The sequence below is a fragment of the Oceanibium sediminis genome, assembly GCF_003265325.1.
In the GTDB taxonomy this organism is placed as follows: Bacteria; Pseudomonadota; Alphaproteobacteria; order Rhodobacterales; family Rhodobacteraceae; genus Halovulum; species Halovulum sediminis.
Genome location: NZ_QGNX01000004.1, coordinates 397,956 through 412,393 on the forward strand (window position 1 = coordinate 397,956; position 14,438 = coordinate 412,393).

A 14,438-nucleotide genomic window follows, 5' to 3' on the forward strand; every position below is an offset into this window, starting at 1 on the left:
CTTCTCCCTTCCCGCCGCTCACAGATCGACGCTGTTTGGCAGGATGACCATGTCCCGGATCACCACACCGCGCGGGCGTGTGAGCATGAAGAGGACCGCCTCGGCGACCTCGCGGGGCTGCATGAGCGAGCCGTTGGCCAGCGCCTCTTCCATCTTTTCCTTGGGCCAGTCGTCCAGCAGCGCGGTGACGACGGGCCCGGGAAGGACCGCGCCCATGCGGATGCCGTGTTGCGACACCTGGCGCCGCGTCGCGTGAAGGAAGGCCTGTACCGCGAATTTCGAGGCGGTGTAGATCGGCTCCCAGACCACCGGGACCACGCCAGCGACGGAGCTGGTGAAGATGATGTCCCCGCTCTTGCGCTCGATCATCCGGGGCAGCACCGCCTGCACGCTGCGAAAGGCCGCGTTGATGTTGAGGTTCAGCATCCGGTCCCATTCGTCGGGATTGCCTTCGGCGGCGGGCCCGCCGACATAGGCGCCCGCATTCGCGTGGAAGATGTCGAGCGGGCCGATCAGGTCCTCGATCCGGGGCAACATGGCCGAGACCTCGGGCCCGTCGAGCAGGTCGATCACCAGGGGCTTGGCCCCTTCCCCAAGCTCCTCGCACAGCGCGTTCAGCCGATCCGCCGCCCGGTCGATCAGCACGACGCGGGCCCCCTCCTCGATCAGGATCCGCGCGCATTCCAGCCCGATGCCAGAGGCGGCGCCGGTGATGGCTGCGGTCTTGCCGTCCATCGGTTTTGTCATTTCAATTCCTTCCGATAGGTTATGCACGGCCGTGGCTTGCGCGCGAGCGGCGGGCGAGCGAGTCGACGATGACGGCGATGGCAAGGACCCCGCCGGTGATCATGTAGCGCAGCGATGAGCTGAGGTTCAGCAACGTCAGCCCGTTGGAAATCGCCATGATGACCAGAACACCCAGCAAGGCAGACCAGGCCGAACCGCGCCCCCCGAAGAGCGAGGTCCCCCCGATCACCGCCGCGGCGATCGCGTTGAGATTGACGTCCCCGGTCCCCGCCTGCTGGCTGGCAGAGGCGAGGCGCGCCGCCGCGAACACCCCGCCAAGGGCGGCAAAGGTCGAACAGGCGACGAAGGCGGTCAGGCGGATGCGCTTGACGTTGATCCCCGAGCGGCGGGCGGCTTCGGCGTTTCCGCCAACCGCGAACATCGACCGCCCCCACTTCGTGCGGGTCAAGGCGTAGTTCAGGATGAGCACGAGCAGCACGAAGACGCCGAACATCCAGGGCACGCCGCGCCCCTGCTCAAGGTAGTAGACCGCGAACACCAGCGCGACGGTCAGGAAGATGGCCTTGGTGATCACCACGCTCATCCCCTGCGACGACAGGTTTGCCGCGCTGCGTTGCTGGTTCCGGCGCATACCGCCGTAAACCAGCAACGCCCCCGGCGCGATGGCCAGCAGGTAGGACAGCCACGCCGGCATGATCAGGATCTGCCCGAAGCGCACCAGCGGCGAGGTGAAGGGCATGTTGATCGACCCGGTCGGCCCCAGGATGTAGAGTTGCAAGCCCAGCAGCGCGAGCAGCCCGGCCAGCGTGGCGACGAAGCTCGGCATCTCGAACTGGTTGCGCAGGTAGCCGTACACCAGCCCGACAAGCGCGCCCGTCAGCAGAACGGCGAGGATGGCAATCGGCAGCGGAAGCCCCGAGTTGACCCATAGGACCCCGGTGATCGCCGAGGCGAGGCCGCTCATAGACCCGATGGAGAGGTCGATCTCTCCCAGCAGCAGGACACAGACCACGCCAAGCGCGATAAGCCCCACGGCGGCGGCGTCGAAAAGCAGGTTCACAAGGTTGTTCGGCGCGAGAAAGACAGGGTTCAGCGCGCTGAACACGGTGGAGATGAACAGCAGGCCGATGACGACGGGCAACATGCCGAGATCGCCCGAACGGACCTGGTCCACGAAGCCGCGCAGGGCCCCGGACAGGCCGGCGTCATGGCGCACGCGCGTGTCGGCGCGGTCAAGCTGCAGGCCGGGGGCGCTTTTCTGGGTGTCCTGTGTCATTTGTCTTCCCCCACTTCCTCTAGTTTGCGCGCAGCCCGCCGCGAGACGGAGTTCTCGCTCGCGCCCGTGATCGCCGAGACGAGCTCCTGGTGCGACGTGTCGGCGGTATAGACACCGTTGTTCTTTCCAAGACGCAGCACGACGATGCGATCCGCGACCGCGCGCACGTCCTCCATGTTGTGAGAGATCAGGATGACGCCATGACCCCGGTCGCGGACGCGCTCGATCAGGTTCAGCACCTCGGCCGTCTGCGCCACGCCAAGCGCGGCGGTCGGCTCGTCCAGCATGATGATATGCGGGTCGAGCAGCAGCGAGCGAGCGATGGCGACGGTCTGGCGCTGCCCGCCGGACAGCGATGCGATGGGTTCGCGCACCGAAGGTATGCGCGCGGCCAGTTCCTGCAGAAGAGTCCAGGCGCGGACTTCCATCTGCACCTCGTCCATGCGCCAGGGCGAAATCTCGTGACCGAGGAACAGGTTGGCGACGACGTCCAGGTTCTCGCACAGCGCCAGGTCCTGAAAGACCGTCGCAATGCCCATTTCCAGCGCCTTGCCAGGCGTGTCCAGCGTCACCTGCCGCCCGAGGTATTCAATGGTGCCCGAGGTGGGCTGGTGGACTCCCGCCAGCACCTTGACCAGCGTGGATTTGCCCGCGCCGTTGTCGCCGACCAGCGCGACGACCTCTCCGGCATGGACGTCAAGCTCGATGTCCTCGAGGGCGGTCACGGCGCCGAACTGTTTGCCGATCCCCCTGAGACGCAGGATTGGTTCGCCGTCACCGGGTCCAGTGGCTTCTAGTGTCATGACTTCCTCCTCCCGCGTAAAAGAGGCGCGGCGCCGGGGAACCGGCGCCGCGCACGAGCTGTTTACTCGATCCCGAGGGCCGCGCAGGCGTCGGCGTATTCGGCCGTGCAGACTTCGCTCGCCGACTGAATCCCGGCGTCGAAGATCTCAGCCTTGATGTTTTCCTGCGTCACGACGGCCGGCACGAACAGCTGGGACGGCGTGTTGTAGAGCGTCGTGGTCGCTTCGGGCGTCTCGCCATTCAACAGCATGACGGCAACCTCGGCAGCCGCGGCGGCCACGATCTCGGACGGTTTGGAGATCGTGTTGTACTGGTCCCCGGCGATGATCAGCTGCAGCGCCGCGATGGTCGCGTCGTTGCCGGTCACGGGCGGAAGCGGGTCCATGCCGGCCGCCTTGAGCGCTGCGATCGCGCCGCCGCCTGTGCCGTCGTTGGCCGCGACGATGCCCTTGATCTCGTCACCGAAGCGCGTGATCTGGCCCGCGGCCCATTCCTGCGCCTTGGGCGGCGCCCAGTCCGGCGTGTCGAACTCGGACAGGGTCGTGTAGGGGGACGCGTCCAGCGCACGGTCGATCCCGTCGCGGATCAGGCCCGCAGCCGCATCCGTGGGCGAGCCGTTGATCTGAAGCACGCCCGAGCCTTCGGGAACGCCCTCAGCCTGAAGATGCTCGACCAGCGACTGCGCTATGGCATAGCCGATGCCTTCGTTGTCGAAGGACACGTAGAAGTCGGCAGGCGAATCCGGGATCGGGCGGTCATAGGCGATGACCTTCACGTCCTGGGACCGGGCGATTTCCACCAGCGCGGCGGCGGCGGCGGAATCCACCGGATCCAGGACGACCACGGAAGCGCCCTGCGCGATGACGGAGTTGAACTGCTGCTGCTGCAGGGCGACGTCCGCGTTGCCGTTCTGATAGATCAGCGTGCAATCAGGACAAAGCTCCCCCATGGCGGCCTGGAAGCCGGGCCAGTCATGCTCTTCGTACCGGGTGGATGCCTGGTCGGGCATCAGGAAAGCCACGGTCTGCGCCGTCGCAGCCGAGGCGAACAAGGCAGCGGCCAGCGCAGATGCTGCCGCAATGGAAGTTGTCTTGGTCATGTGTTTGCTCCTCCAAACCATATAAGCGCCCGCTCATGCGGTCCGTAACGGTCGGGAAGAAACGCGGGATCGAGAGCCGCCCGTCAATTCGGGCCACCCAGGGTCTAAACTGTCCTCCTCCCAACGCATCACAGCGTATGCGCTATCGACGGTTATATGCTCCATCGATTGCGCATATGTTGCTCCATCGATTGATCTCGGTCAAGATGATTCCTGAAAGCCTGTAGAAAACGCTGAGAGGTCCCGAAGCGCTGCGATGTCAAAAGACGCAAAACGAACAACGATCTACGATCTCGCCAAGCTCGCCGAGGCATCGCCGAGCGCGGTCAGTTCTGTGCTGAACGGAACATGGGAAAAGCGGCGAATCAGCCGCAAGCTGGCCGAGCGCGTGATGAGCCTTGCCGAGGAACAGGGATACTCGGTGAACGTGCAGGCCAGCCTGTTGCGGCGCGAACGCTCCAACATCCTCGGCATGATCGTCCCGAAATACGACAACCGGTATTTCGGCAAGATCGCCGAGGAATTCGAGGCGACGGCGCGCGCCAGGGGCTTCTTTCCGGTCGTCACCTGCACCCAGCGCGACCCCGACCTGGAGTTCGAGGCAGCAAAGGAGCTTGTGTCCTACCGCGCGGAATGCCTGATCTCGACCGGGGCGACGGATCCGGATCGCATTTCGGCGTTCTGTGACGCCTCCGGGGTGCAGTCGATCAACCTCGATCTGCCGGGCACGCTGGCCCCATCCGTCATCTCGGACAACTATTCCGCGGCGCAGGAGTTGACCGGGCTCATCCTTGATCGTTGCGAAAAGGAGCTGGGCTGGAGCGGCCCCCTGCGCTTCGTCGGCGGGCGGCTGGCGGATCACAACACTTCCGCCCGCCTTGAGGGGTTCCTCGCCGAGCACCGGAAGCGGGGCATCGCGGTGCCCCAAAGCTACATCATGGCCACCGGCTATTCCGCCGAAAAGGCCGCCATCGCACTGGCGGACTTCCACCCCGAGGGGCCGGCGGGGATTTTCGTCAACTCGACGATCTCACTCGAAGGGGTCGTGCGCTGGCACAGCGGCCTGGCCCGGGGCGGCGACGAAATCCGGTACGGCTGCTTTGACTGGGACCCATTCGGGCCCCTGTTGCCCGGCAACGTCGGCATGGTCGAGCAGGACGTCTCTGCCATGCTCACGCGGGCGTTCGAGCTGATCGGCAAGACGGACCTGTCCCATGAACAGGTCCTGATCCCCTGCAAGCTCTGGCCCTTCCAGGCGCCCTTGGCACGGCGAGAAGGATAGCCGCGAAGGCCCCCTTGCCCGCCTCAGATCCCGGGGGTGGTGTAAAGGACGCGCCCCCCGACCCGGATCTCCACATCGACGCCGTAGGCGGACAGCACCGCCTCGTCCACGTCCATACCGAGGCCCGGCGCGTCGGGGGCCGCGATACGGCCGTCGGAGCCGATTTCGAACGACTGGCGGGTCAGATCCCGGGCCAGCGGCTGCAACCCGGCGGGGTACTCGCACAGGTCGAACGCCTCCACCCCGGCGAAGGGCTGCAACGAGGCGCTGAGCGCCAGGTTCGACGTGAACGTGTGGTTCAGGTAGCGCACCCCGTGCGCGGCGGCGAAATCGGCAACCCGTTTCGCCGGGCCGATCCCGCCGATCCGCCCGCAATCGATCTGGATCACCCCGACCTTGCCGAAGGCGATCAGGTTTTCCGCCATGAAGGCATTGTGCGCCGCCTCGCCCCCGGCAATCGCCACCGCGCCCGAAAGGGACGCCAGTTCCCCGTAGGCCGCGAAGGCCGATCCGTGGAACGGCTCTTCAAGGAAGGTCACGCCGTTACGCGCCAGCGCCGGGAGGCGCGCCTGCGCGGCGGCGACATCGGCGCCGAACACCTGCCCGGCATCGACCAGCAGCACCGCGTCGGGGCCCAGCCCTTCGCGCGCCGCATCCACATGCGCCTCATCCCCGGCCAGCGAGTCGCCGAACGGCGCCCAGCCGAATTTCGCCGCAAGAAAGCCCTTGTCGCGAATGGCCTGCGCCGCGCGCAGGGTTTCCTGCGGATCGGCCCCGAACAGCACCGAGGCATAGGGCGTCTTGCGATGGTTCGCGCGATACCCCAGCAAGTGCCAGACCGGCACGTCCCGCGCCTTTCCCAGCAGGTCCCACAGGGCCATCTCGATGCCGGACCAAACGTGCGGGGCCTGCAACAGGTCCATGCTGTCGTATTCGATCTTGGCCGCGATGCGATAAATGTCGGAGGCATCCTCCACCCGCTCGCCCAGCACCGCGTCCGAGACCGGGCGGCAGGCGCCATGGGACATCGGGCAGACGAACGCCGCGATGGAGGGCAAAGGCGCGGCTTCGCATTCCCCCCAGCCGACCAGGCCCCCGGCCCGCACCCGGACGACCAGGGCGTCCTGGCTGCCGTCCGCTGCGGTCGTCACCTCGGGCATGGAGAGATAGAACAGGTCGACGCTTTCGATCTTCATCGGGGGGAGCTTCCTTTAGCCTTTGAAATCGCGATGGTTTTCTTTAAGCATCGCGCCTTTCAGGATACTTCGCATACGGTATACCAAATGTCAATAATCCGCTACCGAGAACACGACGCGGACGCGCGCCTCAGCGCCCGGCGTCAGCAGGAACACCCCCGGCGGGGCCTCCGCCCTGTCAAGCCCGTCGAACCCGCAGGGCGGCGCGCTCTGCGGCTCGAGGCAGAAGGTGTCGAACTGGTGTGCCGGGACATGCGCCATCAGGTGGCTCAGGCCCTTGTCGGCGCAGATCGTCAGGCGGATCCCCGCGTCCGGCCAGCAGACCTCGGCCTTGCCGTCCCAACCCGCATGGCAGTCGTTGAGATAACTGCGCGGCATCGCGCGGAACCGGCCGAAGTCCGCCCCGTCCGGGGAGGGCGCGAAAGTCCCGCGCTGCCCCTCGTCGTCGGTGAACCACACCCCTTTTGCGGCAAAGCGTACCAGTGCGTTGCCGTGGCGCGGAAACCAGGGGTGCAGGCCCAGGCTGAAGGGCATGCGCCGCTCGCCGGTATTCTCGACGCTCAAGGTCACCTCCAGCCGATCGGGGTACAACGCGAAGCGCTGGCGGGCGCGGTAGGCAAAGACCGGATCGGCCTTGCCACTGTACAGGGTCAGCACGGCGTCGGCATCGCCCTGCGCCTCAACCTGCCAGGGCAGCGTCCAGCCGGAGCCGTGGAAGTTCAGACGCGCGTCCCCCATGTTCGGAGCAACCTCATAGGCTTGCCCGTCGACCTTGAAGCGGTTTTCCCGCAGGCAATTGACGAAGGGCACCATCGGGAACATGCCCGCGGAGAGCGCCTGCGGGTGCTGCCCCGGCGGCGCGTCCATCGGGCGCATCAGATCGAACTCGCGATGCCGGAACGACGCGACCGAGCCCCCGGCCCCGGGCGTGAGCTGCAATGCCAGATCGCCCGCGCGCAAAGACACAGCACGCGCGGACGCCCCGCTCATCGCCCCAGCGGCCCCAGGTCCGGCGTCAGCGCCGACAGCGCCTCCAGATCCAGCGAGATGCCAAGACCCGGCGCATCGGGCACGGGCAGCATGCCATCCTCGTCAAGCTGCCAGCCGCCGCGCTTGATATCGTCCACGTAAGGCGAGCCGCCGATATACTCGACCAGGTCGGTCTGCGGCAGGGCGGCGGCGATCTGCAGGTCCGCCGCAAGGCCCAGCGCGGTGTTCCAGCCGTGGCCGATCATGCGGATGCCGAAGGCCTCGGCCATATGCGCGATCCTGATCTGCTCGGAAATGCCGCCGACCTTGGTCACATCGGGCTGCACCACGTCGAGGGCGCGCGCGGTGAACCACGGCAGGTAGCTTTGCCGCCGCGTCAGGCACTCGCCCGAGGCGATCGCGACCGGGCTTTGCGCGCGCAACGCCGCGTGATCCTCCAGCGCGTCGGGCGGCAGCGCCTCCTCGAACCAGATGACGTCGTGATCGGCCAGCATCGCGGCCGTGTTGATCGCCCATTTCAGACCGTTGGGCCAATAGGCGTCGGACGCCCCGGCATCGACCATTAGCATGCAGCCATCGCCCGCGCCCTCGCGCGCGGCGCGCACGATCGCCTCGTCAAGCTTCGGATCGTTGCGCCGCCCGAACGGCCCCCAGCCGATCTTGATCGCGCGGAACCCCTTTCCGGCGTATTCCGCCGCCCGCTCACGCATCAGATCGGGCTCTTCCATCAGGATGGAGGCATAGGCCTTCACCCGCTTGCGGTAGGTGCCGCCCAGAAGCCGCCCGACCGGCTGGCCCGTGGCCTTGCCGAGCAGGTCCCAAAGCGCCATGTCGATGCCGCTGATCGTATGGGTCAGGGTGCCGCCCCGCCCCATCCAGAAGGTGTTCTGGTGCAGCTTTTCAGAGACGCGCATCGGCTCGATCGCACATTCACCGACCAGAAGCGGGCGCAGGACCTCGACCCCGGCCTCCACCAGGCGGGCGTCGGTGAACACGCTGCCGAGGCCGATCTCGCCACACTCCGTCTCGACCACGATCAAGGCGTGGATCGCATCGGCGGGCCGGATCTCGTTCGACCAGCCGCCCTTCGGCGATTGCCCGGACAATCCGAGCGCTTTGACGTCTTTAATCTTCACAGGTCCATCCGTTCAAAAAGTTACTGACAAGCCACCGTCCACCAGAAGCACCTGGCCGGTGACGTAGCGGCAATCCTCGCCGCAGAAAAAGGCGATCGCGTCGGCCACATCCTCGGGTTGCCCGGCGCGGCGCAGCGGAAGGCGGCCGTACTTGAGGTAGATGTCGCGAAACCAGTCGGTTTCGTGCTCGTGACCGCTGCCGTCCGGCAGCTGCGCCATCCGTGTGTCGATGAAACCGGGGCAGATGCAGTTCACGACGATCCCCTCGGGCGCCAGTTCGACGGCCAGCGAGCGGGTCATGTTGATGACCCCGCCCTTTGCAACCGAATAGGCCAGCCCATCCACCTGCCCCCGCATCCCGAGGATTGACGAAAGGTTCACGATGCGCGGGGAGGCCGAGCGCGCCAGCCAGGGGCGCAGCGCCATGGAAACCCAGAGTGCGCCGTCCTGGTTGACCTGCTGAACCGTCGTGAAGCGCGCGCGGGTCAGCTCATCAAGGGGCGTGCCGTCAAGGATCGAGGCGTTGTTCACCAGCACGTCGAGGCCGCCCCACACCTCGCCGACGCGCGCAGCCAGGGACGCGACCGACGCCTCGTCCGCAATGTCGACCTGGTGCCAAAGGGCTTCGTGCCCCTCGGCGCGGATCTCTTCGGCCACGGCCCTGGCCGGGCCGGCATCGATGTCGGCGATCAGCACCCGGGCCCCGTCATGCGCCAGCCGACGGACGGTTGCCGCGCCGATGCCCCGCGCCGCGCCGGTCACCACCGCGCGACGGTCAGATTGTTGCCTGGTCATCGATTTTCCTTCAAGAACTCTCTGCCGGCGGGCGGACGCCCGGCCCGGAGAAATGATAACGCAGCACCTCGTCCAGATCGTCGATCGACCCGTTGCGCAGGTACGCGACCAACTCTTCGTGCAGCTGCACCTCGCCGGCCCGGTTCGGCGCGCGGCTCCAGTCCCGGCAGAAGACGATCATGAGATGCTGCGCCAGCCCTTCCCAGATTTGCGCGGTCAACTTGCTGCCCGCATGGCGCGCAACGGTGCGGTGAAACTCGAGGTCGGCCGAGGACAGCGACACCGGGTCGGCGGACTCCCCGACAGCCGCCATCCGCGCAACGATCCGCTCGAGGTCCTCGATCAGGGCGGAGCGGTCCTCCACCGCCATGACGTGCTGAAAGATGATCCGCTCGATCGCCATGCGAAGCTCGAACACCTCGGCGATCCACTTGCCGGAATAATCCAGCACCCGCAGGCCGCGCTGGCCGCTCTCCGTCAGCACGCCGCGCAGCAGCAGCTTTTGCATCGCCTCGCGCACCGGAACCCGGCTGACGTCAAGGGCGCGGGCGATCTCGGCCTCGGTGATGCGCTCACCCGGGGCCTTGTCACCCATCGCGATCGCGAGGATCAGACGCTCCTCGACCTCTTCCGCGGCCGTCCTGGTCTTCTTGATGGGGGTCAGCGCCGAGCGTGCGGCAGTCAGGGGTTTGCGTTCCACTATCCAGTCCCTCCGGCATTTTCGCTTCGGCCTTGCGCCCCAGCGGGGACCGGATACTCCCTGCCGGGGATCGCGTGTAGAAGCTTCTGCGTGTAGCTGTGTGACGGGGCGCTGAAAACCTTTTCCGTCGCGCCCTGCTCGACGACCTGGCCCCGATACATAACGTAGACCCGCTGTGACAGGTACTTTATCACGCGCAGGTCATGCGAAATGAAGAGCATGGAGAGGTCAAGTTCCTGCTGAAGCCCCAGTAGCAATTGCAGAACCTGAGCCTGCACCGAGACATCCAACCCCGAGACGATCTCGTCGCAGATCAGCACCTTGGGTTCGAGCATCAAAGCCCGCGCAAGGTTCACTCTTTGCCTCTGGCCGCCTGACAATTGCCGCGGCAGCCGCCGCGCGATATCGGCGTGCAGGCCCACCATGGAGAGCATCCGCTCCACCCGCTGCTTGCGTTCCGCGCGCCCGGCGATCCGGTGAATGATCAGCGGCTCGGCCAGGGCATCGCCGATGCGCATCGTCGGGCAGAGCGCGTTGTAGGGGTCCTGGAACACGTACTGCACCTCGCGGCGCAGCGCGGCGAATCCCTTCTTCGGCTCGACGGCCCGGCCCTGGTAGCGGATTTCGCCGCTGTCGGCCCGTTCGATCCCGATCATGATCCGGGACAGCGTCGTTTTGCCCGATCCGCTTTCGCCAACAAGGCCGACGATCTCTCCCCGGTCGAGTTGCAGGGACACGTCCTGAACCGCGCGGATCCGGCTGACCTTGCCCCCGCGCCGGAGGGTGAAGGTGCGGTTGACACCTATCGCTTCGAATATCGGCGTCATTGCACCCCTCCCCGCCCTTCAGCGGCGAACCTGTGACAGGCCACGCGATGGGTATCGCTGACCCTTGTCCAGCCGGGGTTTTCCCTTTCGCAAAGCCGCTCCATCGCTACCGGGCAGCGGGCGCGGAACGGGGCACCTCCAGCGGCCTCTCCGGGGCGTGGCGCCGTGCCGGGGATCGGCTGCAACGGCGTGTTTCGATCCGACGCCATGGTCGGGGCCGAACGCAGAAGCCCGCGCGTGTAGGGATGGCAGGGATCCTCAAGCACCTCGGGTACGCGGCCGTACTCGACCGCCTGCCCGGCATACATCACCATCAGGTCGCCGCCGATTTCCCGCGCCAGGCCCAGGTCGTGGGTGACGAAGATCAGCGCCAGCCCCAGGTCCGCCTGCAAGAAGCGCAACAGCTCCACGATCTGCGCCTGGATCGAGACGTCCAGGTTTGTCGTCGCCTCGTCCGCGATGATCAGTGACGGCTCGCACGATAGCGCCAGCGCGATGGCGACCCGCTGGCGCAAACCGCCGGAGAGTTCGCCGGGAAACGCCTTCATGCGGAACTCCGGCTCGGGGAAGCCAGCACGGGACAGCGCCTCTATCGTGCGTGCGCGCACCTCGGCGCGGGTGCCGCCGCGATGCTGGCGAATGGCGTCCGAGATCAGCGTCTCGACGGTGATCAGCGGGTTCAGCGCCGCGGCGGGGTCCTGGAAGATCATCGCGATCTCGGCTCCGCGCAGCGCGTTCCACCCGGCCCGGTCGAGGGCCAGAAGCCCCTGCCCCTTCCAGTCCAGCCGGTCGGCATCGACGCGCGAGGAATCCGGCGTGATCCCCAGAAGCGTTCGGCAGGCCATGGACTTGCCGGAACCGGATTCCCCCGCGATGACAAGGCTTTCACCGGCGCGAAGCTGGAAGCTCAGGCCATCGACCACCGCGACCTCTCCGCGTTGGGACGGGAAACGGACGGAAAGGTTCTCCACCTCCAGCACGGGTTTCGGGCTATCGCTCATTCTTCGCTCTCCCCAGCACGCGCGGAATTGCGGCGCCGTTCCAGCCCGTCGCCGATCAGGATCAGGCTGAGCGAGGTCAGCACGATCGCCAGACCGGGCAGCACCGTCAGCCACCACGAGCTTGTCATGTAGTTCTTGCCGTCCAGCATGATCCCGCCCCAGGACGGTGTCGGGGGCTGCACACCCATGCCGAGGAAGGACAGCGTCGCCTCGAACACGATCATCGCGGCCATCTGCATCGCCGCCAGCACGATGAGGCTGGGCACGACCGAAGGAAAGATGTGCCTGAGCGCGATCCTGACCTTCGACGCCCCGAGCACACCGGCAGCCTTCACGTAGTCCTTGCCCCTTTCCTGCATGGCGATGGCGCGCACGATCCGCGCCGCCCCCGCCCAGGCGGCCAGCACCATCAGCAGGATCAGAACCGGCACCGAAGGTTTGATAACAGATGTGATCGCAACCCCGAGAAGCACGTAGGGAAAGGCAAGCTGGATATCGATCGCCCGCTCCACAGCCCAGCGCACCGGGCGGCTGCCGAGCGCGCCAAGCATCCCCATGAACGAACCCACCGTGAGCGAGCCGATCATCCCGACTCCGGCCACGATCAGCGACGTGCGCCCGCCGTACAGAACCCGTGTGCCGAGGTCGCGCCCGACGGCATCCGTCCCGAGCCAATGATCGGCAGAGGGCGGCAGGCGCACCGCGCGCAGGTCGATATCGTTCGGCCCGTAGGGGCTGAGCAGCGGCGCGAAAAGGGACGCCAGCGCAATCGCCGCAAGCAGTACCCCGCCCGACCAAAGAGGCAGGTTGCCTGCAAGGCCGGGGTGGCGGGACCGCAGGGCGCCCGACGCGGGCTGAAGGCTGCTTGCGCCGCTCATCAGATACCAAACCCCGGAAGCAGGCTGAACGAGCCCGTGCGCGGAAAGGTCTTTACCTCGCGGAAGCCTTCGGCGTAAGCGACGCTGATCGCCGCCCCGCGCGCTGCCGCGTTGGTTTCCATCAGGTCCGTGATCGAAGCGTCGTCGTAGATCGCGCGCAGCCAAGCGTCCTGGCTGGCATGCTTCAGAAGCATCTCGCGCTTGATGTCGATCACCGCGGAGATATCAACATAGGCTTCGGGCTGGAAATCGATGCCGGCGGGGTTGTCCATGTAGAACAGGTGCGGGATCTGCTCCACATGGGGCAACGTTGTTTCCACCAGCCGCACCGAGGAGGGAATGCGCGCGTCCTCACAGATCTGCCCGGCGATCCGGTGGTCCGGATGGTAGTCCGTGGGGCCATGGATGAACATAACGTCCGGCTTGGCCTGGCGGATAGCGTCAATGAAGCGGCTGCGGGTCGGGCGGTTGTTGAACAGCCACTCATCGTCGAAGTCCATCCAGATCAGCTCGGCCCCGATCACGTCGCAGGCGGCCTCTGCCTCCTTCAGGCGGACGGCGGCGATCTGGTCCCGGCTGAGGTCCGGGCTGCCGACATTGCCATTCGTCGCGATGCCCATGAAGACCTTGTGCCCCATCCGTGCATAGAGCGCGAGCGTCCCGGCGCACTGCATTTCGATGTCGTCGGGATGGGCCCCGATGGCGAGAATATTCATGAATGCTCCTGTCTTATACGGGGATCGACCCAGAAATAGATCATGTCGATCAACAGGTTCACCACGACGAACGCCGAAGCGGTGACGATCGTGATACCCTGGATAAGCGGGTAATCCCGCGACTTCAGCGCCGTGAGCGCCAGCTCTCCGATACCGGGGAAGGCGAAGACGACCTCGGCCACGATCACGCCGCCCAGCAGGTAGCCGACATCGACACCGACGACGGTCAGCAAGGGCAGGATGGCGTTCTTAAGCGCATAAACGAAGGTGATGCGCCACTGGTTGATGCCGAACGCCCGCGCGGTGGCGATGTATTCCTCCTGCAGGGTCGATTCCATTGCCGCGCGCAGCACGCGCAACTGGGTCGGAAGGATGGACAGCGAAATCGCGATGGCTGGCAGGACAAGGCTCGACGCGCCGTTGTATCCGCCCGGCGGCAACCAGCCGAGGATGACCGCAAATACAATCACCATGACCGCCCCGGTCCAGAAGACCGGCGCCGATTGCCCGAACGCCGCGAGCGCCCCGGAAAGCCAGCTCCAGATCGAGCGCGGACGCATCGCCGCCAGCGAGCCGAGCACGACCGCCACGCTCAGCGAAATCGCCAGCGAGCACCCCGCCAGGAGCAGCGTGCGCGGCAATGCCTCCATGATCAGGTCGGTGACTGGCGCTTGAAAGCGGAACGACGTGCCGAAGTCACCGCGCAACAGACCGCCAAGGAAACTACCGAGCTGCTCGAACAGGCTGCGGTCCAGGCCGAAGTCCCGCCGGTACTGCTCGATCACGTCGGGGCGGGCAAAGACCGGCGCGCGCAAGCGCGCGGGATCGCCCGCGGACAGCCGCATGACGATGAACACCGACACGACAATGATCAGGACGATCATCGCGGATTGCAGCAAGCGCCGGAATGCATAGGACCACATCGCAGACCCCTGTTTCGATCGGGCCCCGGGCGCGGCCAAAAGCCGTCGCCCGGAGCGGGGAGAGACGT

15 protein-coding genes are annotated in these 14,438 nt (G+C 66.3%); 1 reads left to right on the forward strand and 14 read right to left on the reverse strand.

Features of this window, described 5'->3' with window-relative positions; all coding sequences use genetic code 11:
• Positions 1 to 18: 18 nt before the first annotated feature.
• The 4 genes from DJ029_RS13035 to DJ029_RS13050 form a co-directional block, all read right to left on the reverse strand.
• Positions 19 to 747, reverse strand: coding sequence for an SDR family oxidoreductase (locus DJ029_RS13035; RefSeq protein WP_112322903.1), 729 nt, complete (start codon positions 745 to 747; stop codon positions 19 to 21).
• Between the two features lie 19 nt (positions 748 to 766).
• Positions 767 to 2,023, reverse strand: a complete 1,257-nt coding sequence (locus DJ029_RS13040; protein WP_112322904.1) for a sugar ABC transporter permease — start codon at positions 2,021 to 2,023, stop codon at positions 767 to 769.
• Positions 2,020 to 2,826, reverse strand: coding sequence for an ATP-binding cassette domain-containing protein (locus DJ029_RS13045; protein WP_112322905.1), 807 nt, complete (start codon positions 2,824 to 2,826; stop codon positions 2,020 to 2,022). The genes DJ029_RS13040 and DJ029_RS13045 overlap by 4 nt, the downstream gene beginning before the upstream one ends.
• 62 nt (positions 2,827 to 2,888) lie before the next feature.
• A complete protein-coding gene (locus DJ029_RS13050; RefSeq protein WP_112322906.1) occupies positions 2,889 to 3,926 on the reverse strand; it encodes an ABC transporter substrate-binding protein in 1,038 nt (345 codons plus the stop codon).
• Between the two features lie 256 nt (positions 3,927 to 4,182).
• Between DJ029_RS13050 and DJ029_RS13055 the strand changes: the two genes are divergently transcribed.
• Positions 4,183 to 5,208 (forward strand): LacI family DNA-binding transcriptional regulator, encoded by a 1,026-nt coding sequence (locus DJ029_RS13055; RefSeq protein WP_112322907.1) that lies wholly within the window; start codon positions 4,183 to 4,185, stop codon positions 5,206 to 5,208.
• A 23-nt stretch (positions 5,209 to 5,231) separates the two neighbouring features.
• Here DJ029_RS13055 and DJ029_RS13060 read toward each other — a convergent pair whose 3' ends face one another.
• The 10 genes from DJ029_RS13060 to DJ029_RS13105 form a co-directional block, all read right to left on the reverse strand.
• Positions 5,232 to 6,404, reverse strand: a complete 1,173-nt coding sequence (locus DJ029_RS13060) for a mandelate racemase/muconate lactonizing enzyme family protein (protein ID WP_112322908.1) — start codon at positions 6,402 to 6,404, stop codon at positions 5,232 to 5,234.
• Between the two features lie 90 nt (positions 6,405 to 6,494).
• Positions 6,495 to 7,343: an aldose 1-epimerase gene (locus DJ029_RS13065; RefSeq protein WP_157966369.1), complete on the reverse strand. Its 849-nt coding sequence runs from the start codon at positions 7,341 to 7,343 to the stop codon at positions 6,495 to 6,497.
• A gap of 47 nt (positions 7,344 to 7,390) precedes the next feature.
• Complete coding sequence (locus DJ029_RS13070; protein ID WP_112322910.1) at positions 7,391 to 8,530, reverse strand: mandelate racemase/muconate lactonizing enzyme family protein; 1,140 nt, start codon at positions 8,528 to 8,530, stop codon at positions 7,391 to 7,393.
• Positions 8,531 to 8,542: 12 nt separating this feature from the next.
• On the reverse strand, positions 8,543 to 9,325 hold the full coding sequence (locus tag DJ029_RS13075; RefSeq protein WP_112322911.1) for an SDR family NAD(P)-dependent oxidoreductase: 783 nt from the start codon (positions 9,323 to 9,325) through the stop codon (positions 8,543 to 8,545).
• Between the two features lie 10 nt (positions 9,326 to 9,335).
• Positions 9,336 to 10,025 carry a GntR family transcriptional regulator gene (locus tag DJ029_RS13080; protein WP_112322912.1) on the reverse strand — a complete coding sequence of 230 codons (690 nt, stop codon included), beginning with the start codon at positions 10,023 to 10,025 and terminating at the stop codon, positions 9,336 to 9,338.
• On the reverse strand, positions 10,025 to 10,852 hold the full coding sequence (locus DJ029_RS13085; protein ID WP_112322913.1) for an ABC transporter ATP-binding protein: 828 nt from the start codon (positions 10,850 to 10,852) through the stop codon (positions 10,025 to 10,027). The genes DJ029_RS13080 and DJ029_RS13085 overlap by 1 nt, the downstream gene beginning before the upstream one ends.
• Positions 10,849 to 11,853, reverse strand: a complete 1,005-nt coding sequence (locus DJ029_RS13090; protein WP_112322914.1) for an ABC transporter ATP-binding protein — start codon at positions 11,851 to 11,853, stop codon at positions 10,849 to 10,851. Before DJ029_RS13090 ends, DJ029_RS13085 begins: the two co-directional genes overlap by 4 nt.
• On the reverse strand, positions 11,850 to 12,731 hold the full coding sequence (locus tag DJ029_RS13095) for an ABC transporter permease (RefSeq protein WP_112322915.1): 882 nt from the start codon (positions 12,729 to 12,731) through the stop codon (positions 11,850 to 11,852). Before DJ029_RS13095 ends, DJ029_RS13090 begins: the two co-directional genes overlap by 4 nt.
• Complete coding sequence (locus tag DJ029_RS13100; protein ID WP_112322916.1) at positions 12,731 to 13,447, reverse strand: PIG-L deacetylase family protein; 717 nt, start codon at positions 13,445 to 13,447, stop codon at positions 12,731 to 12,733. The genes DJ029_RS13095 and DJ029_RS13100 overlap by 1 nt, the downstream gene beginning before the upstream one ends.
• Positions 13,444 to 14,370: an ABC transporter permease gene (locus DJ029_RS13105; protein ID WP_157966370.1), complete on the reverse strand. Its 927-nt coding sequence runs from the start codon at positions 14,368 to 14,370 to the stop codon at positions 13,444 to 13,446. The genes DJ029_RS13100 and DJ029_RS13105 overlap by 4 nt, the downstream gene beginning before the upstream one ends.
• Positions 14,371 to 14,438 lie beyond the last annotated feature (68 nt).

Bases quoted from the DNA above. Each gene is read 5' to 3' on its own strand.
- DJ029_RS13035 (WP_112322903.1), bottom strand. From the start codon at position 747: ATGACAAAACCGATGGACGGCAAGACCGCAGCCATCACCGGCGCCGCC.
- DJ029_RS13040 (WP_112322904.1), bottom strand. From the start codon at position 2,023: ATGACACAGGACACCCAGAAAAGCGCCCCCGGCCTGCAGCTTGACCGC.
- DJ029_RS13045 (WP_112322905.1), bottom strand. From the start codon at position 2,826: ATGACACTAGAAGCCACTGGACCCGGTGACGGCGAACCAATCCTGCGT.
- DJ029_RS13050 (WP_112322906.1), bottom strand. From the start codon at position 3,926: ATGACCAAGACAACTTCCATTGCGGCAGCATCTGCGCTGGCCGCTGCC.
- DJ029_RS13055 (WP_112322907.1), top strand. From the start codon at position 4,183: ATGTCAAAAGACGCAAAACGAACAACGATCTACGATCTCGCCAAGCTC.
- DJ029_RS13060 (WP_112322908.1), bottom strand. From the start codon at position 6,404: ATGAAGATCGAAAGCGTCGACCTGTTCTATCTCTCCATGCCCGAGGTG.
- DJ029_RS13075 (WP_112322911.1), bottom strand. From the start codon at position 9,325: ATGACCAGGCAACAATCTGACCGTCGCGCGGTGGTGACCGGCGCGGCG.
- DJ029_RS13085 (WP_112322913.1), bottom strand. From the start codon at position 10,852: ATGACGCCGATATTCGAAGCGATAGGTGTCAACCGCACCTTCACCCTC.
- DJ029_RS13090 (WP_112322914.1), bottom strand. From the start codon at position 11,853: ATGAGCGATAGCCCGAAACCCGTGCTGGAGGTGGAGAACCTTTCCGTC.
- DJ029_RS13095 (WP_112322915.1), bottom strand. From the start codon at position 12,731: ATGAGCGGCGCAAGCAGCCTTCAGCCCGCGTCGGGCGCCCTGCGGTCC.
- DJ029_RS13100 (WP_112322916.1), bottom strand. From the start codon at position 13,447: ATGAATATTCTCGCCATCGGGGCCCATCCCGACGACATCGAAATGCAG.
- DJ029_RS13105 (WP_157966370.1), bottom strand. From the start codon at position 14,370: ATGTGGTCCTATGCATTCCGGCGCTTGCTGCAATCCGCGATGATCGTC.